The sequence below is a fragment of the Amycolatopsis sp. genome (assembly GCF_036008905.1).
Lineage (GTDB): Bacteria > Actinomycetota > Actinomycetes > Mycobacteriales > Pseudonocardiaceae > Amycolatopsis.
On sequence record NZ_DASYMU010000125.1, the window covers coordinates 1 to 25,179 of the forward strand.

27 protein-coding genes are annotated in these 25,179 nt (G+C 66.5%); 14 read left to right on the top strand and 13 right to left on the bottom strand.

Translation table 11 applies throughout. The features are described 5' to 3' along the window. Together VGP60_RS22260 and rlmB are read left to right on the top strand one after the other, a co-directional pair. The coding region (locus VGP60_RS22260; RefSeq protein ID WP_327549988.1) for a cysteine--tRNA ligase at positions 1-1,007 on the top strand (1,007 nt) is incomplete at its 5' end. A gap of 1 nt (position 1,008) precedes the next feature. Next, positions 1,009-1,968, top strand: coding sequence for a 23S rRNA (guanosine(2251)-2'-O)-methyltransferase RlmB (rlmB, locus tag VGP60_RS22265; protein WP_327549989.1), 960 nt, complete (start codon positions 1,009-1,011; stop codon positions 1,966-1,968). 153 nt (positions 1,969-2,121) lie between these two features. On the opposite strand, the gene VGP60_RS22270 is transcribed toward rlmB, so the two are convergent. Genes VGP60_RS22270 through VGP60_RS22280 form a run of 3 tightly spaced genes read right to left on the bottom strand, consistent with a single transcriptional unit; the run spans position 2,122 to position 2,784 of the window. Continuing rightward, positions 2,122-2,259 (bottom strand): hypothetical protein, encoded by a 138-nt coding sequence (locus tag VGP60_RS22270; RefSeq protein WP_327549990.1) that lies wholly within the window; start codon positions 2,257-2,259, stop codon positions 2,122-2,124. Then, on the bottom strand, positions 2,249-2,491 hold the full coding sequence (locus VGP60_RS22275) for a hypothetical protein (RefSeq protein ID WP_327549991.1): 243 nt from the start codon (positions 2,489-2,491) through the stop codon (positions 2,249-2,251). The genes VGP60_RS22270 and VGP60_RS22275 overlap by 11 nt, the downstream gene beginning before the upstream one ends. Next, a complete protein-coding gene (locus VGP60_RS22280; RefSeq protein WP_327549992.1) occupies positions 2,488-2,784 on the bottom strand; it encodes a hypothetical protein in 297 nt (98 codons plus the stop codon). The genes VGP60_RS22275 and VGP60_RS22280 overlap by 4 nt, the downstream gene beginning before the upstream one ends. A 130-nt stretch (positions 2,785-2,914) precedes the next feature. On the opposite strand from VGP60_RS22280, the gene VGP60_RS22285 reads away from it, so the two are divergent. Beyond that, on the top strand, positions 2,915-3,676 hold the full coding sequence (locus VGP60_RS22285; protein WP_327549993.1) for a GntR family transcriptional regulator: 762 nt from the start codon (positions 2,915-2,917) through the stop codon (positions 3,674-3,676). 69 nt (positions 3,677-3,745) lie between these two features. Here the strand turns inward: VGP60_RS22285 and VGP60_RS22290 are convergent, their stop codons facing one another. Further along, positions 3,746-4,267 carry a hypothetical protein gene (locus tag VGP60_RS22290; RefSeq protein WP_327549994.1) on the bottom strand — a complete coding sequence of 174 codons (522 nt, stop codon included), beginning with the start codon at positions 4,265-4,267 and terminating at the stop codon, positions 3,746-3,748. Positions 4,268-4,379: 112 nt separating this feature from the next. On the opposite strand from VGP60_RS22290, the gene VGP60_RS22295 reads away from it, so the two are divergent. Then, positions 4,380-5,813 carry an MBOAT family protein gene (locus tag VGP60_RS22295; protein WP_327549995.1) on the top strand — a complete coding sequence of 478 codons (1,434 nt, stop codon included), beginning with the start codon at positions 4,380-4,382 and terminating at the stop codon, positions 5,811-5,813. Positions 5,814-5,836: 23 nt separating this feature from the next. Here VGP60_RS22295 and VGP60_RS22300 read toward each other — a convergent pair whose 3' ends face one another. Next, positions 5,837-6,796: a transcriptional regulator gene (locus VGP60_RS22300; protein WP_327549996.1), complete on the bottom strand. Its 960-nt coding sequence runs from the start codon at positions 6,794-6,796 to the stop codon at positions 5,837-5,839. A gap of 330 nt (positions 6,797-7,126) precedes the next feature. Here VGP60_RS22300 and VGP60_RS22305 point away from each other — a divergent pair, with 330 nt between their 5' ends. From VGP60_RS22305 to VGP60_RS22315, 3 genes are read left to right on the top strand one after another with little or no spacing between them, the layout of a single operon-like run. Then, a complete protein-coding gene (locus tag VGP60_RS22305) occupies positions 7,127-8,131 on the top strand; it encodes a hypothetical protein (protein ID WP_414640390.1) in 1,005 nt (334 codons plus the stop codon). 4 nt (positions 8,132-8,135) lie between these two features. Further along, positions 8,136-8,774 carry a hypothetical protein gene (locus VGP60_RS22310; RefSeq protein ID WP_327549997.1) on the top strand — a complete coding sequence of 213 codons (639 nt, stop codon included), beginning with the start codon at positions 8,136-8,138 and terminating at the stop codon, positions 8,772-8,774. 57 nt (positions 8,775-8,831) lie between these two features. Continuing rightward, complete coding sequence (locus tag VGP60_RS22315) at positions 8,832-9,509, top strand: HD family phosphohydrolase (protein ID WP_327549998.1); 678 nt, start codon at positions 8,832-8,834, stop codon at positions 9,507-9,509. 12 nt (positions 9,510-9,521) lie between these two features. Here VGP60_RS22315 and VGP60_RS22320 read toward each other — a convergent pair whose 3' ends face one another. Both VGP60_RS22320 and VGP60_RS22325 read right to left on the bottom strand, forming a co-directional pair. Next, positions 9,522-10,172 carry a class II aldolase/adducin family protein gene (locus tag VGP60_RS22320; protein WP_327549999.1) on the bottom strand — a complete coding sequence of 217 codons (651 nt, stop codon included), beginning with the start codon at positions 10,170-10,172 and terminating at the stop codon, positions 9,522-9,524. A gap of 6 nt (positions 10,173-10,178) precedes the next feature. Then, the gene (locus tag VGP60_RS22325; protein WP_327550000.1) at positions 10,179-11,039 is read right to left on the bottom strand and encodes a hypothetical protein; all 861 of its coding nucleotides are present in this window, start codon (positions 11,037-11,039) and stop codon (positions 10,179-10,181) included. A 122-nt stretch (positions 11,040-11,161) separates the two neighbouring features. Between VGP60_RS22325 and VGP60_RS22330 the strand changes: the two genes are divergently transcribed. The 3 genes from VGP60_RS22330 (at position 11,162) to VGP60_RS22340 (ending at position 15,187) form a co-directional block, all read left to right on the top strand. Beyond that, positions 11,162-12,391 (top strand): DUF445 domain-containing protein, encoded by a 1,230-nt coding sequence (locus tag VGP60_RS22330; protein ID WP_327550001.1) that lies wholly within the window; start codon positions 11,162-11,164, stop codon positions 12,389-12,391. A gap of 197 nt (positions 12,392-12,588) precedes the next feature. Then, entirely contained in the window at positions 12,589-13,815 is a 1,227-nt protein-coding gene (locus VGP60_RS22335) for a DUF445 domain-containing protein (RefSeq protein WP_327550002.1), read from the top strand. A gap of 67 nt (positions 13,816-13,882) precedes the next feature. Next, entirely contained in the window at positions 13,883-15,187 is a 1,305-nt protein-coding gene (locus VGP60_RS22340; RefSeq protein ID WP_327550003.1) for an alginate O-acetyltransferase AlgX-related protein, read from the top strand. A 6-nt stretch (positions 15,188-15,193) separates the two neighbouring features. Here the strand turns inward: VGP60_RS22340 and VGP60_RS22345 are convergent, their stop codons facing one another. From VGP60_RS22345 to VGP60_RS22355, 3 genes are read right to left on the bottom strand one after another with little or no spacing between them, the layout of a single operon-like run. Beyond that, the gene (locus VGP60_RS22345; RefSeq protein ID WP_327550004.1) at positions 15,194-16,072 is read right to left on the bottom strand and encodes a metal ABC transporter permease; all 879 of its coding nucleotides are present in this window, start codon (positions 16,070-16,072) and stop codon (positions 15,194-15,196) included. A gap of 3 nt (positions 16,073-16,075) precedes the next feature. Then, positions 16,076-16,915 carry a metal ABC transporter ATP-binding protein gene (locus VGP60_RS22350; RefSeq protein WP_327550005.1) on the bottom strand — a complete coding sequence of 280 codons (840 nt, stop codon included), beginning with the start codon at positions 16,913-16,915 and terminating at the stop codon, positions 16,076-16,078. After that, a complete protein-coding gene (locus VGP60_RS22355; protein ID WP_327550006.1) occupies positions 16,915-17,817 on the bottom strand; it encodes a metal ABC transporter solute-binding protein, Zn/Mn family in 903 nt (300 codons plus the stop codon). The genes VGP60_RS22350 and VGP60_RS22355 overlap by 1 nt, the downstream gene beginning before the upstream one ends. A 198-nt stretch (positions 17,818-18,015) precedes the next feature. Between VGP60_RS22355 and VGP60_RS22360 the strand changes: the two genes are divergently transcribed. The 4 genes from VGP60_RS22360 to VGP60_RS22375 all read left to right on the top strand — a co-directional run bounded on the left by VGP60_RS22360 (position 18,016) and on the right by VGP60_RS22375 (position 21,714). Further along, the gene (locus VGP60_RS22360; RefSeq protein WP_327550007.1) at positions 18,016-19,116 is read left to right on the top strand and encodes a LacI family DNA-binding transcriptional regulator; all 1,101 of its coding nucleotides are present in this window, start codon (positions 18,016-18,018) and stop codon (positions 19,114-19,116) included. A gap of 101 nt (positions 19,117-19,217) precedes the next feature. Further along, on the top strand, positions 19,218-19,709 hold the full coding sequence (locus VGP60_RS22365) for a carbonic anhydrase (protein WP_327550008.1): 492 nt from the start codon (positions 19,218-19,220) through the stop codon (positions 19,707-19,709). A 73-nt stretch (positions 19,710-19,782) separates the two neighbouring features. Beyond that, positions 19,783-20,658 carry an A/G-specific adenine glycosylase gene (locus VGP60_RS22370; RefSeq protein ID WP_327550009.1) on the top strand — a complete coding sequence of 292 codons (876 nt, stop codon included), beginning with the start codon at positions 19,783-19,785 and terminating at the stop codon, positions 20,656-20,658. A 90-nt stretch (positions 20,659-20,748) separates the two neighbouring features. Then, complete coding sequence (locus tag VGP60_RS22375; protein WP_327550010.1) at positions 20,749-21,714, top strand: peptidoglycan recognition family protein; 966 nt, start codon at positions 20,749-20,751, stop codon at positions 21,712-21,714. A gap of 22 nt (positions 21,715-21,736) precedes the next feature. On the opposite strand, the gene VGP60_RS22380 is transcribed toward VGP60_RS22375, so the two are convergent. Genes VGP60_RS22380 through VGP60_RS22390 form a run of 3 tightly spaced genes read right to left on the bottom strand, consistent with a single transcriptional unit; the run spans position 21,737 to position 25,156 of the window. After that, entirely contained in the window at positions 21,737-23,092 is a 1,356-nt protein-coding gene (locus VGP60_RS22380; RefSeq protein WP_327550011.1) for a DUF2079 domain-containing protein, read from the bottom strand. Positions 23,093-23,148: 56 nt separating this feature from the next. Then, a complete protein-coding gene (locus VGP60_RS22385; RefSeq protein WP_327550012.1) occupies positions 23,149-24,486 on the bottom strand; it encodes an ATP-binding protein in 1,338 nt (445 codons plus the stop codon). Then, positions 24,479-25,156 (bottom strand): response regulator transcription factor, encoded by a 678-nt coding sequence (locus VGP60_RS22390; RefSeq protein WP_327550013.1) that lies wholly within the window; start codon positions 25,154-25,156, stop codon positions 24,479-24,481. Before VGP60_RS22390 ends, VGP60_RS22385 begins: the two co-directional genes overlap by 8 nt. Positions 25,157-25,179: the final 23 nt, after the last annotated feature.

Below are 25,179 nucleotides of genomic sequence, written 5' to 3' on the forward strand. Positions count from 1 at the left end.
TCATCGAGCGCGGCCACGCCTACCCGTCCGGCGGCGACGTCTACTTCTCCGTCAAGTCGTTCGACGGCTACGGTGCGCTGTCCGGCCAGCGCCTCGACGACATGCAGCAGGGCGAGTCCGCGGCCGAGGGCAAGCGGGACCCCCGCGACTTCACGCTGTGGAAGAGCGCCAAACCGGGCGAGCCGTCCTGGCCCACCCCGTGGGGGCGCGGCAGGCCGGGCTGGCACCTCGAGTGCTCGGCGATGGCCACGACGTACCTCGGCGCCGAGTTCGACATCCACGGCGGCGGCATCGACCTCGTCTTCCCGCACCACGAGAACGAGCGCGCGCAGTCCAATGCCGCCGGTGACCCGTTCGCCCGGTTCTGGCTGCACAACGCCTGGGTGACCCTCTCCGGCGAGAAGATGTCGAAGTCGCTCGGCAACACCGTCTCGATGCCGGAGATGCTGCGCAACTACCGTGCGCCGGAGCTCCGGTACTACCTGATCCAGCCGCATTACCGCTCCACGATCGAATACTCCGACGGCGCGCTGTCCGAGGCTGCCCAGGGCTACCGGCGGGTGGAGCAGTTCCTGCGCCGCGCCGCCGGTTCGGCCGGGGTCGTGCACATCGGCGAGGTGTCGCCCGAGTTCGCGGCGGCGCTGGACGACGACCTCGCGACCCCGCACGCCTTCGCAGTGCTGCACAACACGGTCCGCGACGGTAATACGGCGTTGGACGCGGGCGATAACCCCAAGGCGCTTGAAATCGCCGCGACGGTGCGTGCGATGACCGACGTCCTCGGTCTGGATCCGCTCTCGGCCCGATGGTCCGAGGCCAGCGGCTCGGAAACCCCGACCCGGCAGGCGCTCGTCGACCTGGTCGAAGGCCTGCTGAAGGAACGTCAGCTGGCTCGCGCCGAGCGGGATTTCGCCCGCGCGGACGCCGCACGTGACCGTCTCGTCGAGGCGGGCATCGCGGTGGAAGACACCCCCAATGGTCCCAAGTGGACAGTTAGAGATTCTTGACATGGCAGGCAACTCCAAGCGCCAGGGCGCAATCCGCAAGGCCGGTACGAAAAAGGGCCCGGTGGTCGGCTCCGGCGGCCAGCGGCGTGCGGCGCTCGAGGGCCGCGGGCCCACTCCGAAGGCGGAGGACCGGCCGAACCACAAGAAGTTCCGCCAGGCCAACGCCGCGGACCGCCGTGAGCAGGTGTCGCGGACCAAGAAGGCCGAGCGTCCCGAGCTGATCGCCGGGCGCAACCCGGTGGTCGAGGCACTGCGTGCCGACGTCCCGGCGACGGCGCTGTTCGTCGCGCTGAACATCGAGAACGACGACCGCGTCACCGAGGCCGTCCGGCTCGCCGCGGACAAGGGCATCTCGATCCTGGAGATCCCGCGCGAAGAGCTGGACCGCAAGACCAACCGGGCCGTGCACCAGGGCCTCGGCCTGCAGGTGCCGCCGTTCCGGTACTCGCACCCCGACGACCTCATGCAGGCCGCGCGCGACTCGGGCGAGCCCGCACTGTTCGTCGCGCTCGACGGCGTCACCGACCCGCGGAACCTCGGCGCGGTCATCCGCTCCGCGGCCGCGTTCGGCGCGCACGGCGTGCTGCTGCAGGAACGGCGTAGCGCCGGGATGACGGCCGTGGCATGGCGGACCAGCGCCGGCACCGCCGCGAAGCTGCCCGTCGCGCTGGCGACCAACCTGACGCGTCAGCTGAAGCAGTGGGCAGGCAAGGGCATGATGATCGTCGGTCTCGACGCCGAGGGCTCGGTGGACATCGACCACCTCGACCTCGCGACCGACCCGGTCGTCATCGTGCTCGGCGGCGAGGGCAAGGGCTTGACCCGCCTCGTCGGCGAGACCTGCGACGCGACCGTGTCGATCCCGATGGCCCACGGCGTCGAGTCCCTCAACGCCTCCGTGGCCGCCGGCGTCCTGCTCGCCGAGGTCGCCCGTCGCCGTCGCATCAAGGGCCGCGTGTAACCCATTCGGCCCAGCCCCCAGCCGTAACGGACGGGAGCAAGGGACCTTTACTGCCGTTTGGCGGTAGTAAAGGTCCCTTGCTCCCGCTTTTTGCCCGGACCGGCGTCCGGCTGCGTTCGCGCAGCTCAGGCGGCGCCCCGCGCCGCCCCGGGATCAGATCTCGACCAGTCCTGTGGCCGCGCGTTCGTCCGGGGTCGACGCGAGCTGATCCATGAGGCTGTCCACCTCGGCGTTGATCGCGGCGTTGAGGCGCCGGATATGGCTGCTCCGCTCTGGCCGTTCACGGCGCATCGCTAGGTTCCCCGGCTTCCTGCTCGATGTGCGGCGGGTTCGGTGGCGCGAGCTCGATGGACCGGGCGATAAACGCTTCACCGAGTCCTCGGAACAGGCGACCGATCGTCTCGAAATCTCCACTGAGCGCGTCGTCATCGGCGACACCTGACAACACCTGAAGGACCATTTTCCCAGCTGTGCCGTTCACCTTGTGGATGCGGCCGAGCAGCTCTACGTCTTCGCGCCTCATCCGGCCACAGCCAGACGGTTGAGGCGCCCCGCGACCGCGACTGGCTCACCCCGGACAACCACGGTGTGCTCGTGGGTGCGGGTCCATGTTGCGCAGCTTGGGCACCGATCGCACATGCCGCCGAGAGACGGAAGGTCTCGCGAGCTCAGTGATCTGCGTGGGTGGGGGATCGCGTGTTCCCATGGCGCACACAGCGGCTCGGCGAACGCCCAGTCGTCGGCCAGCTCGCCGACGGCGTACGCGTGCGCCTGTTGGTCTTCGCCGTACCAGCGGATCGAGATCATGACCGTCATGCCGGATCCATCTCCAACTCGTCCAAGTACTTCACCCCACCACAACTGGTCAACACGTCCTTACCAGTTCTAAGATGGCATGTGCGACACGAACTGGTCAAGACGAGTTGGTGTGTTGGAGAATGGAGCCATGGTGGATCGACAGAGCGGAGTACCGGCGTTCCGGCAGGTAGCGGCGGACCTGCGAGAGAAGATCTCTGCCGGGCAGTACGCGCCCGGCGACCAGCTTCCGAGTGAACGCGAACTCGTCGAGACCTATGGCGTCTCGCGGCCGACGATCCGCGACGCGGTCAACATGCTCCGCACCGAGGGCATCGTCACCGCCGAGCACGGGCGTGGCGTCTTCGTTCGCCCGCCGACAACGATCCATCGCCTGTCCAGATCGCGCCTGTCCCGCGAAGCACGCGAGCGCAATCAGGGTGCCTTCCTGGCCGATGCATCCACCAGAGGTTTCACGCCGTCCTCATCGGTGAAGGTCAGCTTTGAGGCTGCAACCCAACGGGTCGCGGACTATCTCAGCATCGACCCTGGAGCCGAAGTGACCGTGAGAGACCGGGTGATGCGAGCCAATGGGCTGGTGGTCCAACTCGCGGTGTCGCGTCTACCGCGTGACTTCACTCGCGGCACCGCGATCGAACAGGTCGACACCGGCCGTGGTGGGGCGTACGCCAGGCTCGAGGAAGCCGGTCACATGATCGGCTCGTTCGTCGAGCACGTCGGCGCTCGGATGCCAAACCCGATCGAGGCATCCGCCTTACAACTTGGCTCCGGCGTCCCGGTTGTCACCGTGACCCGCGTTGCTTACCGCGCCGACGGCGTGCCACTCGAAGTGAACGACATGGTGCTTCCTGCCGACAGGTACGAGCTCTCATACGAGTGGCCAGCAGACTGATCCGAACAGCCCCGCTCGCCGGTTTCCTGTCGGTGTCGCGTGATAAACGGCAGGAACTCCGAACCGTAACTAAGCCGTGTGGTAGTCCCGCAGGCCTGACATGCGGGTGCGGACTTCCGAGTTGCTCGGCAGGGACGTGCCCGACACGTAGCGCATGAAGCCGTCGCGCGCCGGGTCGTCCGAGGCCTCGACGAACGCCACGGTCTCGTCCACCCCGCCCGCGAACAGCAGCTCGGAATCCAGCCCGAACATCGTGTCGAAGTTCGCGTTCTTCGCGTTCCACAGCGCGAAGACGTCGGGGAGCCGACGGCGTTCGGCGACGAGCAGCGCGGCCAGCCCCATGCTCTCGGTGAGGGACCAGCCGGTCTGGTGCATCAGCGTTTCCTGGGCCAGGAGATAGACGAGGAAATCGGCGTCGGCGTCGGTGCAATCGGCGAACAGGAGTTCCAATACGGCGGCGCGGGCCTCGGCGTGCACGTCGTTGACGGCGTCTCCGGCCGCGTCATCCGGCGACGGCACGAACGCCAGCGCGTCCCAGCGCTGGCGGTCGTCTCGCCACCAGACCAGTTCAGGTGTCGACGGGTCGCTCATCGGACTCCCCTTACCTCGGCGTGGCTTCGCCCTTCAAGAGTCCAGCCTTCGCCTCCGCGGAGCAAGCCCCCACGTTAGGGTCGTGCTCGAAGCCTAGGGAGCAAGCACACCGATGTCGTTCATTTCGCCACTGTTCTTGTGGTACTTCATGCCGGCACTGCTGGTCGCCGTCCTGGTGTGCCCGCGCAGCTGGCGCAACGGGATCGTCGCCGTCGCCAGCCTGATCTTCTACACAACCGGGGCCGGCGCGTTCGTCCTGCTGCTGCTCGGCTGCATGGTGGTGAACTACCTCGCCGGCCCGTCGCTGGAGCCGAACGAATGGGACCAGCGGAGCACGCGGCGGCGAAGGCTGCTCATCGGCGTGATCTCGTTCGACGTCGGGGTGCTGCTGATCTGGAAGTACGCCGGTTTCGCGACGCAGCAGATCGCCGCTGTCGCGCATCTGCTCGGCGGGAACCTGCCGGTGGCCGACCTGGTGATCCCGATCGGCATCTCGTTCTACACCTTCCACCACATCTCGTACGTCGTCGACATCTACCGCGGCGAGCGGCGGGCGCTGCGCAGCCCGGTGGCGTTCACCGCGTACATCGCGATGTTCCCGCAGCTCATCGCCGGGCCGATCGTGCGCTACCGCGAGATCGCCGACCAGCTGCCGCAACAGCGCTCCCACCGGCTCGACGACATCGCCGCCGGGTTCCCCCGGTTCGCGCTCGGCCTGTGCAAGAAGACGATCATCGCGGACTCGCTGAGCCCGGTGGTCGAAGCCTGTTTCTCCACCCCACCGGACCAGATGACGTTCGCGACGGCGTGGCTGGGCGCGGTCGCGTACACCCTGCAGCTGTTCTTCGACTTCTCCGGATACTCCGACATGGCCATCGGCCTCGGCCGGATGCTCGGCTTCCGCCTGCCGGAGAACTTCGCGCGCCCGTACTCCGCGGTCACCGTCACCGAATTCTGGCGACGCTGGCACATGTCGCTGTCGCGCTGGTTCCGCGACTACGTCTACATCCCGCTCGGCGGCAACCGCGGCGGCGCGAGCAAGACGTACCGGAACCTGTGCATCGTGTTCGTGCTGACCGGGTTCTGGCACGGCGCGCAGTGGACGTTCCTGATCTGGGGCATGTACCACGGCGCCCTGCTCATCATCGAGCGCGCGTTCGGCTACGACGTCACCCCCGCGACCACGGGCGCGCGCGTCGCCCGCCGCGCGCTGACGCTCTTGCTCGTGGTCATCGGCTGGGTGTTCTTCCGGTCGCCGGACCTGGAGCACGCGCTCGGCATGATCGGCCACATGCTGCTGCCCGACTTCACCGGTATCAACGACGTCGTGGAAGCCACCCTCACCAACCAGCGGATCATCCTGCTGCTGGGCGCGATGGCGATCTTCTTTCTGCCCGCGCATCCCGTCACGGGCCCGCTGCTGGAGTCCTCCCGCAGCAAGCCCGCGACGGCCCTGCGCATCGGCGTGATGACCGTCGGCCTGCTCTACGCGGCGATCCTCGTCGCCACCGGCACGTTCAGCCCCTTCCTCTACTACCAGTTCTGACTGCCTCAAAGTGCGGAGTTCCCTCAGGCGGCGAGGAATGCGGTGATCCGCTCGGCGAGGTCGCGGGCGTCGGCGTTGTCGGACCGGCTTTCGGCTGCGGCCTTGAGCGGGAGCATGCGGTCTTTGCACCGCGCCGACTCGACACCGGTCGCGCGGCTCAACGCCTGAACGCCCACCGCGGCCGCTACGTCGACGTCGCCTTGGAGGAGATGGTTCGTCGCGAGCGCGGCGAGGTTGAACGCCCAGCTGCGGCTCATGTCCTCCTCGTAGCCGTCGACAGCGGTCTGCAGCGCGGGGATCGCGAGGCGGGAATGCTTACGGTCGACCGTAAGCGCCAGTTCCGTGTGCACGGTGCCGATCATCGCGGCCATGTCCACCTCGGTGAAGAACCGCGCCCATACCGGTGGATCCGAAAGATCGGCCTTGGCGAACGCGTGCCGGGCCAGCTTGAGCTGTTCGAGCGCTTCGCCTTCACTGCCCAATTTCGCGTACGCCCAAGCTTCATTCGAATGGAGGATCGCGACGGCGAGCTCCGACCCGGCCTCGACCGCGGCCGACTCGCCGAGCCGGAACATCGCCAGTGCGCGCTCAGGATCGTTGTGGTGCAGGTAAACCCGGCCCGACCGGTACAGGATGTTGGCGACCAGATCGTCGTTGTGGCTCGGCCGCGCCAGTTCCAGCGCGCGGTCGAAATGGAGATGCGCCTCCTCGACCGCGCCGACGTCGAACGACGTCCAGCCGGCCAGATTATGAAGGTCCGCCAGCGCGACCAGGAGCCGCTCTCGCACCGGCTCGGCGGCCTCGGCGTCTAGCAGCCTCTCGCATTTCGTGGCGTGTTTCTCCAACGCTGTTCGACACGAGCCGCCACCGCGGCGGTAGTCGAGGGCACGGATCACCTGCGTGGTTTCCTCCACCGTTTGGACATCTGTCATGCCGATGCGCGCGGGCGGCGGCGGGGTCGAGTCCCCGACAAACTCGCTCATAAGAGCCTCCGGACAGCTTTGGACAGCATTGAGTGGGCGTTGCCCACCAAGGTCCAGAGCGGTCTCGTGACCCCGATTATCCCATGTCAGCATGGGAAAGACCCCGCTGCGACGAGGACACGACCGGATGATCACGCGCAGGTCGGCTGCTGCGCCAATAGATCACGACAATCCGATAAAGGTTGCCAAGCGTCACCATGACCGCGATCCTGTATCCCCCGATTTTCTTATTTCGCCCCGCACGCAGGGCGCGTAGAGTAGCTCTCCGCACTCAAACAGATACTCAACGCATTCGTCCGTTCGAGTGGCGACCCCTTAGGAGGTGAGGATGTGCCCGCGGAAGCCAAAAGGCTCCGCAGTAACCCACTGCAAGAGATCTTCTGGACCAGGACCGGCCTGTTAGTGCTGACTCTGATCATCATCTCCGGTGTGAGCCTGGTGATCTCCAGCAACATGGACCCCAGTGCCGGCAAGACATTCCTGAATTCGGTCGGCACGGGAACCCTGATCTCGGCGGTGGTCGGCTTCGGCCAAACTCTGATCACCGCCACCGCGTCGCAAAAAGCGCTGGTGGCACCGGTGATCGAAGAAAGCCGGCGCGCACTGCAAGAGCTCAGCGCCGAATACCGGTCGCTGAACAAAGAATTCTTCCCCACCGACGTCTTCGAAGCCACGACCAACCCCGATCCCGCGTTCAACCGCGTGATGATGGCGGACCTCGATTCCACCAGGCAGTATTTCTTCCGAGGTTTTTCCGGTCGTCACGCGGCCGCCAGATTGCTCCTTTCACGAACGGACCGCGAACTGCGCGCGGTCGTCGCCGACCCGCGCGATTCCAGCGCGATAAGCGGCCGTGCGCGATATCTCCTCCGGCGTGAAGAAGTGGGCGTCGACTACGAGACGATCCAGAAGCGGTTGCACGACGAGATCTCGATCGGGCTGGTCGGACTCTTCCTCGCGCGCGGCCGCTGCACCCGGGTGGACATCACCGTGGTGGCCGATCCGCCACTGGACCGGCTGGAAATGTTCGACAGCAGCGTCTGGCTGACCCTCTACAGCGACATCGGGGGCGCCATCTCGCTGTACCCGCGAACGCTGCGTTTCACCGAAGGATCGTTCATGTACAACATGGAACGGACGGAGTTTCTCCGGGTGTGCAATTCGCGCACCGGCCGCCATTTCCTGATCACCCCGTCAACCACCCGTCAAGATTTCATCGCCCTGTTCGAAAAGATCACCGGAAACAGGTTGTCCGAGGAGCAGTTCCAAGAAATGGAAGAAAAGTTCCACACCTTCCGCAAGGAATTCTCCGCCGTCGCCGAACTGGGGAGCTGATGTCATGCTCACTCGGTTGTCCGTGCTGACCCACTTGGCAACACAACTGAGAACAGTCGATTTCCCGCTGGCCGGGAACTGGCCGGCCGTCGAGGAAATGTTCACCTCCTGGGCGGCACAGCCGGAACTACGCGAGGAACTACGCGAACACCTGCGAAGACTAGGTCCTGCCGAGGCCGGCGCCGTCCGTGCGGGTTCCCGTGAAACGACCACTCATTTCGCGTGGTGCCTGCTCAATTCCCCGGGAGACGAGTTCAGTTTCTGGCTGCACGAGTACAAGCCGCAACAGGATTGGCGGCATGGTTACGCCGACTCGGTGCACAACCACAGGTACCACTTCTGCACCACGATCCTGCGGGGCAGTTATGTCCATGAACGCTACGACGCACTCGTCGACCCGCGGACGGAATTGATCACTTCGGCTCAGCTTCAGAAGCGGAGCACCTGTTCGGCCGGTGCGGCGGGCGCGCTGACGGCCGATCAATTCCACCGAATCCCGGAGGCCGCCCAGGGAACGATGACTTTCCTCGTCAAGTCACGCGCGGTGACCGATTCGAGTGTTTCGTACGACCCGACGACCGGGATCAGCCATCGCCACGTGCCGATGGAGGTCCGTTTGGGGGAACTTGCGAACCTAGTCTAACTACTCAGCGCCTACCATTACTCCACCCGTCTGCCGATGTCGGGATTGGAGAGGTAGATGCGCGCCCTACAGAACAGTGCTGTTTCGGAAGCGGCGATAGCTCATGTCGATCAACTGGTCCGGCAATTGTGCTGGCGGTACGCCGACAGGTTGCCCTTCCACGGCTGGCACCACGTGAATTTCGTCCGCACCAAAGCGGTGGGTTTCGCCGGGCACAACGGCGCCGACGCCGGAGTCGTCGAAGTGGCGGCTTTGGTCCACGACGTCAACTATCTGGTCCGGCGAAATTCACCGGCGGCCGCGGGCAGCGACCTGCGGCTCGACATGCTGGCCGAATCCGGTGTGGGCAAAGAGGTTTCGGCCCGGATCGACGAAATCATCGACGAAGCCGAAATGGCGACCAGGCACCGGAACATCTCACTGGAGGCACAGGCGCTCAGCGACGCGGACACGTTGTTCAAAGCGCTGCCCGTGACACCGGTCGTGCTGGCGCACAAATACCTGCGGGAAAACGACCTGAGCCTGCGCGAACTGGCACACAAGATCGTCAGTGAGCAGGCCGACGTCCACAGTGAAGGTTTCTACTTCTACAACCCCGAAGCGGCGGCCCTGTATTCACGCTGGGCCGGCGCCAATCTCGAACTGTGGCAGTGCATCAAGGAAGCCGTCGACGATCCGACGGTCGCCGAACTGCTCGACGCCGTCCACGCCGTCGATACCGCCGAGGCTTCCTGATTCGAAACCGGGTCAGCGCTGACCGTACGTACGGAGCTTTTCGACGACGTGCTCGATTTCGCCGGGCGGCAACAAGGCCGGTGACCCGGCGGAGCGCGCGACCAACCAGAGCTGGCAGATCCACTCCAGCTGACGCGCACGGCCGTAAGCGGCGGCGAGGTCTTCGCCGTAGGTGAGCGTGCCGTGGTTGGCCAGCAGGCAGCCACGACGGCCCTCCAGCGCGCCGAGCATCGCCTTCGCGAGCTCGGGCGTGCCGTAAGTCGCGTACGCGGCCACTCGCACTGTCGGCCCGATGGTGGCGAGCAGGTAGTGGATCGGCGGGACCTCCTCGACCAGCGTCGAGACGGCCGTGGCGTGCACGGAATGGGTGTGCACGATCGCGTTCACCGGAAGACCGTCAGGATCGGCGGCCTCCCGGTAAACGCTCAAGTGCATCGGCAACTCACTGGTCGGCCGCAGCTTTCCGTCCACTGTGGACCCGTCGAGCGCGATCAGCGGGATGTCCTCGGATCTGAGGTCGGCGTAGTCCACGCCCGTCGGCGTCACCGCGATCAGGTCACCGGCACGCACCGAGACGTTCCCGGAGGTGCCGACCACCAGCCCGTCGGCGGTCATCCGGCGCGCGTATTCACAAACCGCCAGCCGTTCGTCTCCCAGCAGCACCCAGCTCTACCCGGCCGCCTGCGGGGTCTTCGCGTTGTTGTCCGTCTTGTTCGGGGAGGGCTTCGCGCCGTTCCCAGTCCCGTTTCCAGTGGCGTCGGCGGGCACGAGGTAGTTGAGGGCCTCCTGCATGGCCGTGTTGGTGGCCGTCAGCCGCTCGGTGACCTTGCGGCGGAACTCCAGCGCCTGGTTGGCCTGCTCTTCGGCCACCGCGCGCCTGTTCTCGGCGTCGCTGACGAGCTTGCCGAGGCGGTCCTTCGCCTCCGCTTCCTCCGCGGCCGCGGAGCGCAGGATTTCGGCCTTCTTGGCCTCCAGCTCGTCGAGCGCCTTCTTCTCGGCGCCTTCCCGACGCTGCTTCGCCTCGGCGTCGAGCTTGTCGCGCAGCTGCGCCGCCTCGAGGTTCAGCCGTTCGCTCTCGGCACGAGCCGCTTCGACCTGGGCCTCATGCTCGGCCTGGATGTCCTTGGCGGCCTTCTCGGCCGCGCGGCGGATGGTGTGGGCGTCCTTGTCGGCCTCGGCGCGCGTGGCCGTGGCGTCCTCCTCGGCCTTGGCCTTGAGCTCGGCGATCTCCTCCTCGGCCAGTTGCATCATCATGCGAACGCGTTCTGCCATCGCGCTCGCGCCGGACGGGCTGGACGTCATCCGGACGAGCCCGGCTTTCGCGTCCGCCAATTCGCGCTGGGCATAGCTCAGCGCCTTCGACAACTCGGTGACCGTCGCCATCGCCTCATCGCGTTTATGCGACGCGTTCTTGAGGTCGGCGGCCAGTTTCGTCACGCGCTCGTCTACCTGATGCTGGTTATAACCGCGCATCGCGACGGCGAACTGGGAGGTCTTCGGGGCCGGATCAGTCTTGTCAACAGCAACCATCCGGCAACCTTAGTGAGCAAGCGCACCAAACCCAATACCGCCAAACGGCTGCATTACGCCACTTGGCCCAGTCCGGACCCGCGTGTCATGCTCCCCGTTGTCGGTTCGCCTGTAGCTGGGGGGTGGTTTTGGACGCGATCCTGGCGGACATCGCCGAACATTGGCATGTCTACGCCACGATGCCGTTCATCGCCGCCCTCATCGGTTACGTGACTAAGCGCGTCGCGATCGAAATGATGTTCAAACCGCTCGAATTCCGCGGTATCAAGCCGATCTTCGGCTGGCAGGGCGTCATCCCCGCGAACGCGCGGCGGATGTCCGGCACCGCTGTCGACCTGCTCACCAAGCACCTCGTCGACCCGCAGGAGATCTTTTCGCGGCTCGACCCGGAGCAGATGGTCCGCGAACTCGAGGAGCCGCTGCTCAAGGCGGTCGAGGACGTCACCCGCGAGATCATGGAGCAGTACCAGCCCCGGCTGTGGGAAATGCTGCCCGCGCAGGCGCAGCGGATGCTGATCAACCAGGTGCGCGCGCAGGCGCCGAAGGTCGTCGCGCGGCTGATGCACGAGATCTCCACCAACATCGACGACGTCCTCGACGTGAACACCATGCTCATCGAGGCCATGGTCCGCGACAAGGCGCTGACCGTCCGGCTCATCAAAGAGGTCGCGCAGCCGGAACTGAAGTTCATCGCACGTTCGGGTATTTACTTCGGATTCGTGATCGGGCTCGTGCAATTCGTCGCGTGGGCGCTGACGAAGCAGCCGTTGATCATGCCCGTTTTCGGGTTTTTCACCGGACTCATCACGGACTGGCTGGCCCTGAAAATGATCTTCTATCCGCGCGAGGAACGGCATTTCCTGTTCTTCCGCTGGCAGGGGATGTTCCAGAAACGCCGCAAAGAGGTCGCCGCCGACTACGGCGCGCTGATCGCCGACGAGGTGCTGACCGTCCGCAACGTGATGGAAGCCGTGCTGACCGGGCCGAAGTCGGACAAGCTGTTCCACCTCATCCAGCGCGAGGTGCAGCGGACCATCGACCAGCAAGCCAGCATCGCGAAACCACTGGTGGCCATCGCCGTCGGCGGCAGGCAATACCAGGAGATGAAGAAGGCCGCCGCGGCGAAGGCCATCGAGCATCTGCCGGAGACCGTCAAACACGCCGAGCGCTACGCGACCGACGCCCTCGACGTCCGGAACACCATCGTGACGAAGATGCGGCAGCTGACACCGGTGGAGTTCGAAGGCATCCTCCGGCCCGCCTTCCAGCAGGACGAATGGAAACTGATCGCCGTCGGCGCCATCATCGGCGGGTTGGTCGGCGAACTCCAGGTACTGCTGTTGCTGCACTGAGCGGGGCTGGCTGGACGTGACCTAGCTGAGCACGCACGCGCAGCTAGGTGGGTGGCTCGTGAGTGGCAACAAGTGTTCTAACACTCGTAGCCACTCACGAGGGGTGCTGGGTCGGGAGGCGCCTTCACAGCGCGTCGCGGGTGCGTGATCGGCTCGCACCGATACGGTTTGGGCCTCAGTGCGAAAGGAGGTCGCCGGTGGACGCAGTCCTCGACGACCTTGCCCTGCATTGGCAGCTCTACGCCGCGATCCCGTTCATCGCCGCGCTGATCGGTTACGTGACCAAACGCGTGGCCATCGAGATGATGTTCAAGCCGCTCGAGTTCGTCGGCATCCCGCGGACTTTCCTTGGCTGGCAAGGAGTCGTGCCCAAGCACGGTGGCCGGATGGCGGCGGTGGCGACCGATCTGCTGACGAAGAACCTGCTCGACCTCAAGGAGATCTTCGCCAAGATCGATCCCGATCTCATCACCCGCGAGATCGAGCAGCCGTTGCTGCGCGCGGTCGACGACATCTCGCGGGACGTGCTCGAGGCGTACCACCCGCGGATGTGGGAAGTGCTGCCGTCGATGGCGCAGGAGCTGGTCATCAAGCAGGTGCAGGCTTCCACGCCGCGGCTGGTGCGCGAGCTGATGAACGAGATCCGCGACAACCTCGACGAGGTGCTCGACGTCCAGCACATGACCGTGCAGAACCTGACGCGTGACAAGGCGCTCCTGGTCCGGCTCGTGCGGGAGACGTCGCGGCCGGAGATGAGTTTCATCGCGCGGGCGGGCATCGTGTTCGGGTTCACGCTCGGACTGCTGCAGGCGGTCACGTGGGCGTTGACGAAGGAGCCGTGGGTACTGCCGATTTTCGGCGGCTGTATCGGGCTGTTCACCGACTGGCTGGCGATCAAGATGATCTTCGTGCCGCGTGATCCGATCCGGCTGGGGCGGTTCACCTTGCAGGGGAAGTTCCAGCGGCGGCGGGCCGAGGTGGCGCGGCAGTACGGCGAGCTCATCGCGCACGAGGTGCTGACCGTGCCGAACCTGATGGAGTCGATCCTGCGCGGGCCGCGGTCCGATCGGCTGCTCGGGATGGTGCGGAAAATGGTCGCGAAGGCCGTCGACGAGCAGACGAGCGTGGCCAAACCGCTGGTCGCGTTGACGATCGGCACGCAGCGGCTCAACGAGATGAAGCAGGCTGCCGCGGTCAAAGCCGTCGAGCGGCTGCCGAGCACGGTCCGGCACGCCGAGGGCTATCTGACGCAGGCGATGGACGTCGCGAAGATGGTCGAAGAGAGGATGCTGCGGCTGACGCCCGTCGAATACGAGGGCCTGCTCCGGCCCGCGTTCCGGCAGGACGAGTGGAAGCTGATCGCCGTCGGCGGGGTCATCGGTTTCCTCGTCGGCGAGCTCCAGGTCCTGCTCATGCTCCACTGACCCGGCACCCCACGGGAAAAGTGCCATCCTCCTGCGGCCGGTAACTCGGACGGGCTAGCGTGGAGACGTGGTGGGAGAACGTCAGAAGCTGCCGACAGTGCATGAGGCGTGGCTTCCTCGCGAGCACGCGCTACACCGGCCGAGGCACGGTGGACGACAGCTGACAGCGCTGATCAGCGCGTTGCTGTTCTTCGTGACGCCGACCATGCTCTGGGTTTTCGGTGTCCGCCCCGCCGAAATCGAGAACCACCGGCTGGCCGGCTTTCCGAGTTTGGCCTCGGGCTGGGCGTTCTTCACCGGCCTGCCGACGTGGGCGACGGACCAGCTTTCCTTCCGCAGTGGCGCCATCCAGGCGGCCGACGGCATCAGCCGTGGTCTCTTCGGCGAATCGGCGCCGCTCGACCAGGGCCCACCGCCCGCCGCGGGGCCGATCCCCGGCCAGTCACCGCCGAAGGACGGCACGGTCCCCGGTCAGCCGAGCCAGCCCGGCGCGGCCGGCTACCAGCGGGTCGTCCAGGGCAGCGACGGCTGGTTGTACTTCGGCTTCGACGCCGACGCGAAATGCCACCCGACGCGGCCGCTGACCGAAACGATCAACAAGGTCAACGAACTGCGCAAGGCGGTCGAGAGCTCCGGGCGCAAGTTCGTCTTCGTGGTCGCACCGGACAAGTCGACGATGGTCCCGCAGTTCCTTCCGTCGAGCTACCCGGGCAAGGAATGCGCGCAGGCCGCGGAAGGCCCGACTTGGACCGGGCTGGTCGGCCAGGCCCGTTCGGTCGACCTCCGGCCTGAGCTCACCGCTTCGGAACGACGTATCGGACGGCCGGTCTACTCGTCGAACGACACGCATTGGCGGGACGAAGGATCGCTGGTGATGACGCGCGGGATCGCCGACGCGATCGAGCCCGGTGTCACCCGAACCTGGGTGAGCGCCCCCCTCAAGCAGTACGACCTCACCGCCGACCTGCCCCCGCTGCTCGGCAAGCAGGGTGTCAAGACGAACACGGCGTACAGCCTGAAGCCGGACGGCTTCGTCGACAGGGCGGGCGTCGCGACCAACGACATCGACGTCCCGGACATCCGGCGGGCGAGTCCGCTCGTCGGCACGGTGGACAAGCGCGTGCTGCTCCTCGGCGACTCGTTCACAAAGGCGGCTTCGGGCTATCTGCCGGCCGCGTTCACCAACCTGACGATGCTCGCGCATTCCTCGAACAAGATCGGCCTGGACGCCACCATGAACGCGCTCGTCAACTCCGACGTCGTAGTGCTCGAGGCGGTGGAACGCAACGTCTCGGCCGGCGTGGTGGACTTCGCCAGCGACCAGTTCATCCAAGCCGCACAAGCGAAGCTGGCCGCGAACCCGCTCCGCTGATCGGGCTCAGACAGCGACAGCGGCGGCGGGGGCGGACAGTTCCGGCACCCGGCGGCGCCGGTCGCGGACCTTCGCGACGATCCGGCAACCGAGGTAGATCGCGAACGAGATCGTGGTGACGAACGCGCTGACCGGTTTCCCCGGCGCCAGCGAAAGCACGATCCCGCCCAGTGCGGACACCTCCGCGAAGATCACCGCGAGCACGGTCGCCTTCCACGGGCTCGCCGTGACGCGGGCGGCGGCGGCCGCCGGCGTGACCATCAGCGAGACGACCAGCAGCGAGCCGACGATCTGCACGCCGAAAGCCGTCGCGACGCCGACGAGCACCGCGAACACCAGCGCGAGGAACCGCACCGGGACACCGCGGGCGACGGCGACAGCCGGGTCCACGCTGGCGAACAGCAGCGGCCGGTAGATCAGCGCGAGCACGATCAGCACCAGCGCCGACGCGATCATCAGCACGTTCAGGTTCGTCCGGTCGACGGCGACGATCTGGCCGATCAGGATGCCGAACTTGTTCGTCGAACGCCCTTGGTAGAACGAAAGCAGCAGCACGCCGAGCCCGAGCCCGAACGCCAGGATCACGCCGATCACGGAATCGCGGTCGGATTCACGCGAGCCGAGGAACGCGATCAGCACCGCGGCGATGACAGCCCCGCCGAGCGCGCCGTACTCCACCCCCACGCCGAGCAGCAGCGCCGCGGCCGCGCCGGTGAACGCGAGTTCCGAGGTGCCGTGCACGGCGAACGACATCCGCCGCATCACGATCAGCGGCCCGAGCACTCCGGCGACGATGGCGAGCACGCCCGCGGCGAGCAACGCCGTCTGCACGAAATCCAGGCCTAGCGAGCGCAGGGTCAGATCGAAGTCGAACATCTTGTCCACGGCTCAGGACACCCGTTCGTCGAGGGCGTGGTGGTGCGGCTCGTCCTCGCACAACGCGCTCTGCGCGCCGGCCACGTGGATCTGCCCGCCGACCTTGATCACTTCGATCTTGGTCCGGTACAGCTCGGACAACGTCTTCGAGTTCATCACCTCGTCCGGCGCCCCGACCCGGAACTGGCCGTTGACCAGGTAAAGCACCTTGTCGACGTAGCGCAGGACCGGGTTGATCTCGTGGGTGACGAACAGGACGGCCGTATTCGCCTCGCGGCGCCGGGCGTCGATGAGTTCGCTGACGGCCCGCTGGTGCGCGAGGTCGAGGGACAACAATGGCTCGTCGCAGAGCAGGACACGCGGATCGCCGATCAACGCCTGCGCGACGCGGAGCCGCTGCTGCTCGCCACCGGAAAGCCGGCCGACCGGCGAGTTCGCGTACGAAGCCGCGCCGACGGAAGCGATTGCGTCGGACACCCGACGTCGCCGTTCGCCCAGGCGTCGCAGGCCCGTTCCCCAGCGGTGGCCGTCGAGCCCGAGCCCGACGAGGTCCGTCCCGCGCAGGGTGACGTCGTCGGCCGAGCGCTGCTGCGGGATATACCCGACCTGCGGATTGCTGCCGCCCGGCGGCCTGCCGACCAGCCTCGCCGAACCAGCGGACAGCGGCTGCAGGCCGAGCAGCACCTTGAGAAGGCTCGTCTTTCCCGAGCCGTTCGGCCCGAGCACCGCGAGGAACTCACCGGGTGCGACATCGAGGTCAAGACCGGACCAAAGGGTCCGGTTACCGAACGCGAGACTCGCCCCGCTGATCTGGACAGCGGGGCGAGCGTCTGGCAGGACTGGCACCGGCATCAGGAGTTCAGGGCTCCTGCCAGGGCGTCCACTTCCTTGCTCATCCAATCAATGTAGTCCGTGACCCCGGCGGGCAGCGTTTCGGTCACATCCACCACACCGATCCCGGCGGTCTTCGCGTCCCCGACGATCTGGTCGGTGATCGAGGTCGTCGTCTGGGCGTTGTTGACCACGGCCTTGACCTGCTTGCCAGCGATCAGCTGCTTGACCTCGTTCACCGCGGTGACCGGGATGTCGGTCTCCTGCTCGACGGCCGCGGAGAACGCCTTGGGCGTGACGTCGGTGGCCTTCGCCGAGTCCAGGAGGTAGTGGGCGACGGGCTCGGTCGCGATGACCTTCGTACCCGGGTGGGTGACACCGAGCTCGGAGACCTTCTTCAGTAGCGTCTCGAGCTTCGCCTTGAACGCCGACGCGTTGTCGAGGAAGGCCTGCTTCGACGCGGGCTGGACCTCACCGAGCTGCCCCGCGACCTGGTCGGCGACCTTTTCGACACTGGGCAGGCTGTACCAGACGTGCTCGTTCTCGTTGCCCGTCGCGGCGATGTCGTAGGCGACGAGTTTCTTCGCGTCCGGCGCCTGGGCGGCGAGCTTGGTGAAGAAGTCGTCGTAGCCGCCGCCGTTGCCGAGCAGCAGCTTCGAGTTCTGCGCGGAGAGGGCGTCTTCCGCGGTGGTCTCGTAGGAGTGCGGGTCGGCCGACGGGTCGTGGATGATCGAGGTGACCTCGACCTTGTCGCCGCCGACGGCCGACAGGACGCTGCCCCACACGTTCGTGGAGGCGACGACCTTGATCTTGTCCGAGGTGGAGGCCGAGCTGTCCGTAGTGGAACAGGCCGTGACGCCGAGGGCGAGCACGGTCAGGGCGGAAGCGGCGGCGAGCACGCTCCGGGTGCGGCGGGAACTCATGTGGAACTCCTACTTGATATGCGCTCTCGCCCATGGCCGAGAGCCGCACTGTCAGTAATGGTAACCGTTGTCAGATTCACTTTACCCCGATGGATGGACGTCCTGGCAAACTTCCGGGGCTCCGATGTACGGAGGGTCACGTGAGATCGAGTGGGGTGTCACTTCTCCTCACGCCTTCTGAACCGTTACGGTTCTCCGATGGGCCGTCCTATTCGCACCAGGAGGCAGGCGACATTGGCGTCGCTCGCCGCCGAACTCGGCGTGTCCAGGACCACCGTGTCCAACGCCTACAACAGACCGGATCAGCTGTCCCCGGAGTTGCGCCGCCGAGTGCTGGAAACAGCGCGCCGGCTCGGCTACCCGGGCCCCGACCCGGTCGCCCGCTCCCTGCGCACCCGCAAGGCGGGCGCGGTCGGACTGCTTCTCACCGAGAACCTCTCCTATGCCTTCCGTGACCCGGCGGCCATCGGCGTGCTGGAGGGACTGGCGCTGGCCTGCGAGGACGCCCGCGTCGGCCTGCACCTCGTGCCCGCCAGCCCCGGCCTGGAAGACGTCGCCGCGGTTCACCGCGCCGGGGTCGACGGGTTCGTGGTCTATTCGGTGCCCGACGACGACCCTCACCTGCAGGCGGTCCTGCAGCGGCCGGTGCCCACGGTGATCATCGACCAGCCGCGGATCGACGGCATCGATCGGGTCGGACCTGACGACGCGGCCGCCATCACCGGGCTCGCCCGGCACCTCATCGAACTGGGCCACCGGCAGATCGGTGTCCTGTGCATGCGGCTGGCCCGCGAGCGCAACGATGACTTCGCCCCGATCGCCCGTCAGCGCGAGGCCCACTTCCACGTCCAGAGCGCCCGGCTGGCCGCACTGGCCGCCGAATTCGAGAAGGTCGGCGTCGAGTGGTCGACGGTCCCGGTCGTCGAGCGGTTCGACCACACCGTCGACGACGGCGCGTCCGCGGCGAGGCAGCTTTTGGACGCTCAGCCCCAGATCACGGCTGTGATTTGTACCTCTGACATCCTCGCGCTCGGTGCGCTCGCCGAGGCGAGTCGTCGGGGCCTGCGGGTCCCCCAAGACCTCACTGTGACGGGCTTCGACGGCATCACCGAGGCCGAGCGCATCGGCCTCACCACGGTGCACCAACCCGTGCTGGAAAAGGGAAAAGCGGCGGGCAAGCTGCTTCTCGGCGCCGCCGAGCGGGTCACCTCGAAGGTCATCATCCTGCCGACGGAACTCCGCCTCGGCTCGACCTCGGGTCCCCCCAGGACGGTCGAAGAACGCTGGTTCGGGCCCTGACCTGACGGGTGAGGAGCCCCTAGAAGGCTTGCCCGACAACGGTAGAGCGGTTCCAATAGGTGTTCAACCACTCTCAGTATCTACACAGAAGAGGGTGCACCGTGTCATCCATCGACGTACTGCTGAAGCGCAACGAAGCTCTGGGAAACGTGGTGCCGGGTGACCGGTCCTCTCCGCAGCCCTCCTTGCACGTGGCGATTTTGACCTGTATGGACGCCCGCGTCCGGGTGTTCGAGATCTTCGGGCTCATCCAGGGTGAGTCGCACGTCCTGCGTAACGCCGGTGGCGTGGTCACTGACGACGTCATCCGCTCGCTCGCGCTTAGCCAGCGCAAACTCGGCACGCGTGAGGTCATGATCGTCCAGCACACCGACTGCGGGCTCCAACTGGTCACCGAGGACGGCTTCAAGGACGAACTCGAGGAGGCGACCGGCCTGAGGCCGACGTGGTCCATCGAGGCGTTCCGCGAGGTCAAGGACAGTGTCCGCCGGTCGGTGCAGCGCGTGCGGCGCAGCGATTTCCTCCCGCACACCGACAACGTCCGCGGCTTCGTCTACGACGTCAAGACCGGAGAGCTCAGCGAGGTCGACTAGAGCGTGTCTGGTGGTTCTATTCGATGGGATCCGCGAATCAAGATCCACCAGACACGCTCTACACTTCCCGACCGTGTCCGTAGACGTCGAAATCCTGGTCGACTGGTTCGATACCCACGGACGGGAACTGCCATGGCGTGAGCCGGAATGCACCGCTTGGGGCGTTCTGGTCAGCGAAATCATGTTGCAGCAGACGCCGGTGGCCCGCGTGCGGCCGATCTGGGAAGAGTGGCTGACGCGCTGGCCGGTGCCTTCGGCGCTGGCCGCCGAGAGCCAGGGCGAAGTGGTCCGGGCTTGGGGAAAGCTCGGCTATCCGCGGCGCGCGTTGCGGCTGCACGCGGCCGCCACGGCGATCGCGGCCGAGCACGGTGACGTCGTTCCGTCCGATGTGGACACTCTGCTCGCGCTGCCGGGAATCGGCGCGTACACCGCCCGCGCGATCGTCGCCTTCGCCTACGGCAAGCGCGCGCCGGTGGTGGACACCAACGTCCGGCGGGTCGTGGCGCGAGCGGTGCACGGCGCGGCCGACGCCGGGCCGCCGTCGAACACGCGGGACATGGCCGACGTCGAGGCGCTGCTCCCGCTCGAAGCCGCCCGCGCGGCAAGGTTTTCCGCCGCGATCATGGAACTCGGCGCACTGATCTGCACCGCGCGTTCCCCGAGTTGCGCGGACTGTCCACTTTATCCTGATTGCGCGTGGCAGCGCGCCGGGAAACCCGCGTATGCCGGGCCCGCAAAGCAGGTCCAGCGCTTCGCCGGGACGGACAGGCAGGTCCGCGGGCTGCTGCTGGACGTCCTGCGCGGAACCGAAGGCGCGGTGGAGAAGAAGGCACTCGACGTCGTCTGGAGCGACGCCGGTCAGCGCGACCGCTGCCTGGACTCGCTGCTGGTCGACGGGCTCGTCGAGCAGACCGTGGGCGGCCTCTTCTCCCTGCCCGGCGAACACTAACGACTCACAACGAAAGTTGGTTAGGAGTTGTCTGGATCACGGTCGACGGGTTAGCTTCTCCCGACACACCCGTGGTCGAGGGAGTCCCAAATGGCCGAATCAGGCTTTGACCGGCGTCTACTGCTCAAAGGCGGGCTGACCGTGACCGCGGCCGGGACGCTGGGGCTGTTCGGTTCGACGCCGGCGTCCGCGTCACCCAAGGTGGCCGCGCCGCGCGTCTACACCACCGCCGAATGGAACGCCCGGCCCGCGACCGGCGCGATCGTGGTGGAGAACCACAAACCGACGTACATCGTCGTGCACCACACCGTTTCGCCGGGCAACGTCGAGGACTACAGCCTCGACCACGCGCTGCAGATCTCCCGCGACATCCAGGATTTCCACATGGACACCCGCGGCTGGATCGACACCGGGCAGCAGTTCACCAACAGCCGCGGCGGGTTCGTCACCGAGGGTAGGCACCGGAGTTGGGAGATCCTGCGCGGCGGCACCCGGCACGTCCAGGGTGCGAACGTGGGCAACCACAACAGCGAATGCATCGGCATCGAGAACGAAGGCCTGTACAGCACTGTCGACGTCACGCAGGCGCTGTGGGATTCGCTGGTGCAGCTGATCGCGTACATCGCCGACCAGTACGGCATCACGCCGGAATTCATCAAGGGGCATCGGGATTTCAACTCCACCGAGTGTCCCGGCCAAGTGCTCTACAACCGGCTCCCCGAACTGCGGACCGCGGTCGGCCAGGTGCTCGGCATCGCCGCGGTGGAGCGCGCCGAGTGGCCACTGCTCAAACCCGGCGACACCGGGCCAAAAGTACTGACCGCCCAGCGTTTGCTGCGTGATCAGGGAGCGAAGGTGCCGACCGACGGCGTGTTCGGTAAGTCCACAAAGGACGCCGTGGCCGCACTCGCCGCGTCTCGCGGTGTCACCCCGCACGCCTGCTACGCCACCTCCCAGACCGACGAGACCGGCTTCCTCGGCGCCGACATCTGGCCCCTGATCACCACCTCCGCCCGCACCTCCCTCGACTGGAAATCCCTCCTCGCCCACACCTAGCCCGACATATTCCCCAGAGGGGCTACCGGAGGTGGTAGAGGAGGGTGACGTCGTTTTGGGTGATCAGGGTGTAGTCGGTGGCCTGTAAGGCTTGCAGTTTGCGTTGTTGGTCTGCGGGGGTGGTGGGCCAGCCGTGGAGCTCTCGGGTGACGACCAGCCAGGTCGGACGGAGGTCGTCGGTCGGGAAGTTCGGGAAGTACAGCACGGTCGTGCGGTCGGCGAGCTGTGGCGCCAAGCGGTTCGACGCGGCAACGGTGTCACCGTCGGGAATCTGGCGTAGCAGGTCCCGGGTCGCGGTCTGCTGTGATGACGTCCAGGTGCGCTGCGGGGTGGAATCCGCGGCGACGAGAACCCCGGACAAAACGGAAACAGCCAAGCTGACACTGACCAATTTCGCCGACAGCTTCGGCTTTTCGAATCGCGCGAGCACCACGACGAAGGCGACGAACACGACTGGCATCAGCACCGCGCTGTAGTGGTAGCTGATCCCCCAATGGCTCGGGTTCCCCGAAACGAATCGCCAAGCCAGCGTGGGCACCGCGATGACGACCAGCGGCGACCGGACCGCCAGGAAACACGTCGGCAGCAACAGAAACGCGAGCGTCAGCAGTTTCATCGGGATACCGCTCGTCATCGACATCGAGTTCGGCAGCGACGCCCAGTGCCCGTACCGGCCGTTCGCGTTGAGCGCCGGTAGCACCACGAAAGTCAGCGCGGCCCAGGTGAGCACGCCGAACACCATCAGCGAGCCACCCAGTTTGCGCTGCCGCTGCCACCACAGATACGCCCCGAGCGCGGCCAGCGTCAGCGGCAGATCTTCTTTCACCAGTACCAAAGGCAACGACCAGAGCACCGCCGCGGTCCACTCGCGCCGTACCAGCCGTTCGAGCGCGAAGGCCAGCAACGGCACCGCGAACACGACCTCGTGGAAGTCGAAAGTCACCGCGCGCAGCAGCCCCCACGAAAGCCCGTATGCCAAGGCAACGACCACCGCGCGGCCACTGCCGAGGTGTTTCGTGGCCAGCCGGGTGATCGGCACCGCGGACAGCGCGAGCAGCGCGGCCTGTGCGACGAGCAACGTTTCGGCGTGCGGCCAGAGCTTGTAGAACGGCGCCAGCAGCATGAGGATCGGATGGAAATGGTCCCCGAGCTGCGAAAACCCGGGGCCGAGCAGATCCGACGCCGGCCAGCGGCCCTCGGCGTAGGACCTGACCCCCTGCACGAAGATCCCGAGGTCGTAACCGGTGGTCTGGAACGCCCGATGCCTTGCCACCGACCAGCCCGCGTACAGCAGGAACAACACCCCGGCCGGGCCGTACAGCACAAGTTTGCGCGCGCTCGGCAGCACGACCGGGGAAACGCGGTCCATGATCGACATGGGCCCAGGCTGGCTACCGAAGGCTTAACCGAACCTGAAGCGAGCTGAAGACGTCTTCAGGTCGGCGGCAGCGGGAATCGCGCGACGAACCGCGCGCCACGCTCGACCTTCAGGGTTCCGCCGTAGGAAACCATGATTTCGCGGGCGATCGCCAGCCCCAGCCCGGAGCCACCGCTGTCCCTGTCGCGGGCTTCGTCGAGTCGCACGAACCGCTCGAACACGCGCTCTCGTTCAGCTTCCGGAATGGGCGGCCCGTCGTTTTCCACGGCGAGCACGACGTCGGAATCGCTTGCCTTCACCCAGATTTCGATCGTCTCCGACGCGTACCGCTCGGCATTGTCGAGCAGATTCCGGATCACTCGCTCCAGCCGCTGATCGGCCAGCACGGTCACGTCCGCCGCGTCGAAGTCGACCTCGAGACCTTTGCGGAACTGCCTGTCCCCCAACGAATCCGCGACGACACCGGCCAGATCGACCGGCTCAAGTGGACTCGGCTGGGCACCCTCCACCCGGACCAGAAGCATCAGGTCAGTCACCAGCGCCTGCATCCGTTCCACGTCCTCGCCGACGTCGGCGACGGTCTTGCGCCAGTCGATCCGGTCCGGGTGGGCGAGCTGGATCTCCAGCTGTGTCCGCATCGACGCGAGAGGCGTGCGCAACTCGTGCGACGCGTCTTCGGTGAATCGGCGCTGGCGCACGCTGGAGTCCTCGACACGGTCCAGCATCAGGTTCATCCGCCGCGCGAGCTGCGTGATCTCGTCACCGGACGGCGGCACGGCGACGCGGCGGCTCAGGTCGTTCGCGGTGATCTCGCCGACGCCGTCGGAGAGCGCTTTGACCGGCCGCAGCGAACCTCGCGCGGCGAACCAGGCGACAGTCGAGATCAGCAGGACCAGCACCGGGACACCCCACAGCGCCTGGGACTTCGCCGCGTCGACCACCTCGAGCCCGGCCGGGTCCACCTGCACCGCGGCGTGCACGGTGTACTTGCGATCGTCGGTGACCTCCCACGTCCCCGAGCTGAGGCCCAGGGAGCTGAGGCAGGAGTCGTCGGTTGCCGAGGGCAGAAGCCGGCCGTTCTCGTCGACCGCCTGCGCGACCCGGAAGATCGGGCTTTCACAGTTGAAGCCGACCCGGACGCCGTCGGCGTTGACGATGTCGAACGGGCCGAACTGGTAGGAATCGGGGATGGCCGCCGGATCGGCTCCCGTGCGCAGCAACCCGATCAACGCGGTCACGTGCGCACTGGACAGGTCCTGCGCGGACACCTCGAGCCGTTGCTGGAGCAGTGAGACGAACCAGATCGCGCCGGCACTGAGCGCGACAGCCGCGCTGAGACCCGCGAACAACGCCACGCGCACCCGCGTCGACATGCGCGCCCAGACGTTAGCCATCCGCCGCGACCAGCTGATATCCCGCGCCACGCACGGTACGGATGAGCTTTGTCGGGAACGGGGTGTCGATCTTCCGGCGCAGCGCGCTGATGTAGACCTCGACAAGGTTCGCCGACACCGTCGAGGCGAAATCCCACAGGTTCTCCAGCAGGTCCGCCTTGGTCACCACCTCGCCGGACCGCTCCAGCAGGTAACCGAGCAGCGCGAACTCTTTGCTGGTCAGCGCGATGTCGAGAGCGCCACGGCGACATTTGCGGGTGCCGAGGTCGAGACTCAAGTCGCCGAGCCGCAGCACACTCGGCCGCGACGAACCGCCGCGACGGATCAGCGCGCGGAGCCGGGCCAGGAAGACCACGTACGAGAACGGCTTCGAGAGGAAGTCGTCGGCGCCGGTGTCCAGTGACTCGGCTTCGTCGTGCTCACCGTCCTTGGCCGTGAGCATCAGGATCGGCGTGGTGTTCCCGGCCGCCCGCAGCTTCTGGCAGACCCGATAACCGCTCAGCCCGGGCAGCATGATGTCGAGGACGATGGCGGAATACCGCACCTCGCCCGCCATCCACAGTCCGTCGGGCCCGGTGTGCGCGAGATCCACCGCATAGCCCTCGACCTCGAGCCCGGCACGCAGCGACTCGGCCAGCCTTCGTTCGTCTTCGACCACCAGGAGCCGCACCGCGTCAGCATTACACGATCGTC

Excerpts from the sequence above, each read along its gene's own strand:
- rlmB (WP_327549989.1), top strand. The coding sequence starts at position 1,009 with ATGGCAGGCAACTCCAAGCGCCAGGGCGCAATCCGCAAGGCCGGTACG.
- VGP60_RS22270 (WP_327549990.1), bottom strand. The coding sequence starts at position 2,259 with ATGCGCCGTGAACGGCCAGAGCGGAGCAGCCATATCCGGCGCCTCAAC.
- VGP60_RS22275 (WP_327549991.1), bottom strand. The coding sequence starts at position 2,491 with ATGAGGCGCGAAGACGTAGAGCTGCTCGGCCGCATCCACAAGGTGAAC.
- VGP60_RS22280 (WP_327549992.1), bottom strand. The coding sequence starts at position 2,784 with ATGACGGTCATGATCTCGATCCGCTGGTACGGCGAAGACCAACAGGCG.
- VGP60_RS22285 (WP_327549993.1), top strand. The coding sequence starts at position 2,915 with ATGGTGGATCGACAGAGCGGAGTACCGGCGTTCCGGCAGGTAGCGGCG.
- VGP60_RS22290 (WP_327549994.1), bottom strand. The coding sequence starts at position 4,267 with ATGAGCGACCCGTCGACACCTGAACTGGTCTGGTGGCGAGACGACCGC.
- VGP60_RS22295 (WP_327549995.1), top strand. The coding sequence starts at position 4,380 with ATGTCGTTCATTTCGCCACTGTTCTTGTGGTACTTCATGCCGGCACTG.
- VGP60_RS22300 (WP_327549996.1), bottom strand. The coding sequence starts at position 6,796 with ATGAGCGAGTTTGTCGGGGACTCGACCCCGCCGCCGCCCGCGCGCATC.
- VGP60_RS22310 (WP_327549997.1), top strand. The coding sequence starts at position 8,136 with ATGCTCACTCGGTTGTCCGTGCTGACCCACTTGGCAACACAACTGAGA.
- VGP60_RS22315 (WP_327549998.1), top strand. The coding sequence starts at position 8,832 with ATGCGCGCCCTACAGAACAGTGCTGTTTCGGAAGCGGCGATAGCTCAT.
- VGP60_RS22325 (WP_327550000.1), bottom strand. The coding sequence starts at position 11,039 with ATGGTTGCTGTTGACAAGACTGATCCGGCCCCGAAGACCTCCCAGTTC.
- VGP60_RS22350 (WP_327550005.1), bottom strand. The coding sequence starts at position 16,915 with ATGCCGGTGCCAGTCCTGCCAGACGCTCGCCCCGCTGTCCAGATCAGC.
- VGP60_RS22355 (WP_327550006.1), bottom strand. The coding sequence starts at position 17,817 with ATGAGTTCCCGCCGCACCCGGAGCGTGCTCGCCGCCGCTTCCGCCCTG.
- VGP60_RS22360 (WP_327550007.1), top strand. The coding sequence starts at position 18,016 with ATGGGCCGTCCTATTCGCACCAGGAGGCAGGCGACATTGGCGTCGCTC.
- VGP60_RS22375 (WP_327550010.1), top strand. The coding sequence starts at position 20,749 with ATGGCCGAATCAGGCTTTGACCGGCGTCTACTGCTCAAAGGCGGGCTG.
- VGP60_RS22380 (WP_327550011.1), bottom strand. The coding sequence starts at position 23,092 with ATGTCGATCATGGACCGCGTTTCCCCGGTCGTGCTGCCGAGCGCGCGC.
- VGP60_RS22385 (WP_327550012.1), bottom strand. The coding sequence starts at position 24,486 with ATGGCTAACGTCTGGGCGCGCATGTCGACGCGGGTGCGCGTGGCGTTG.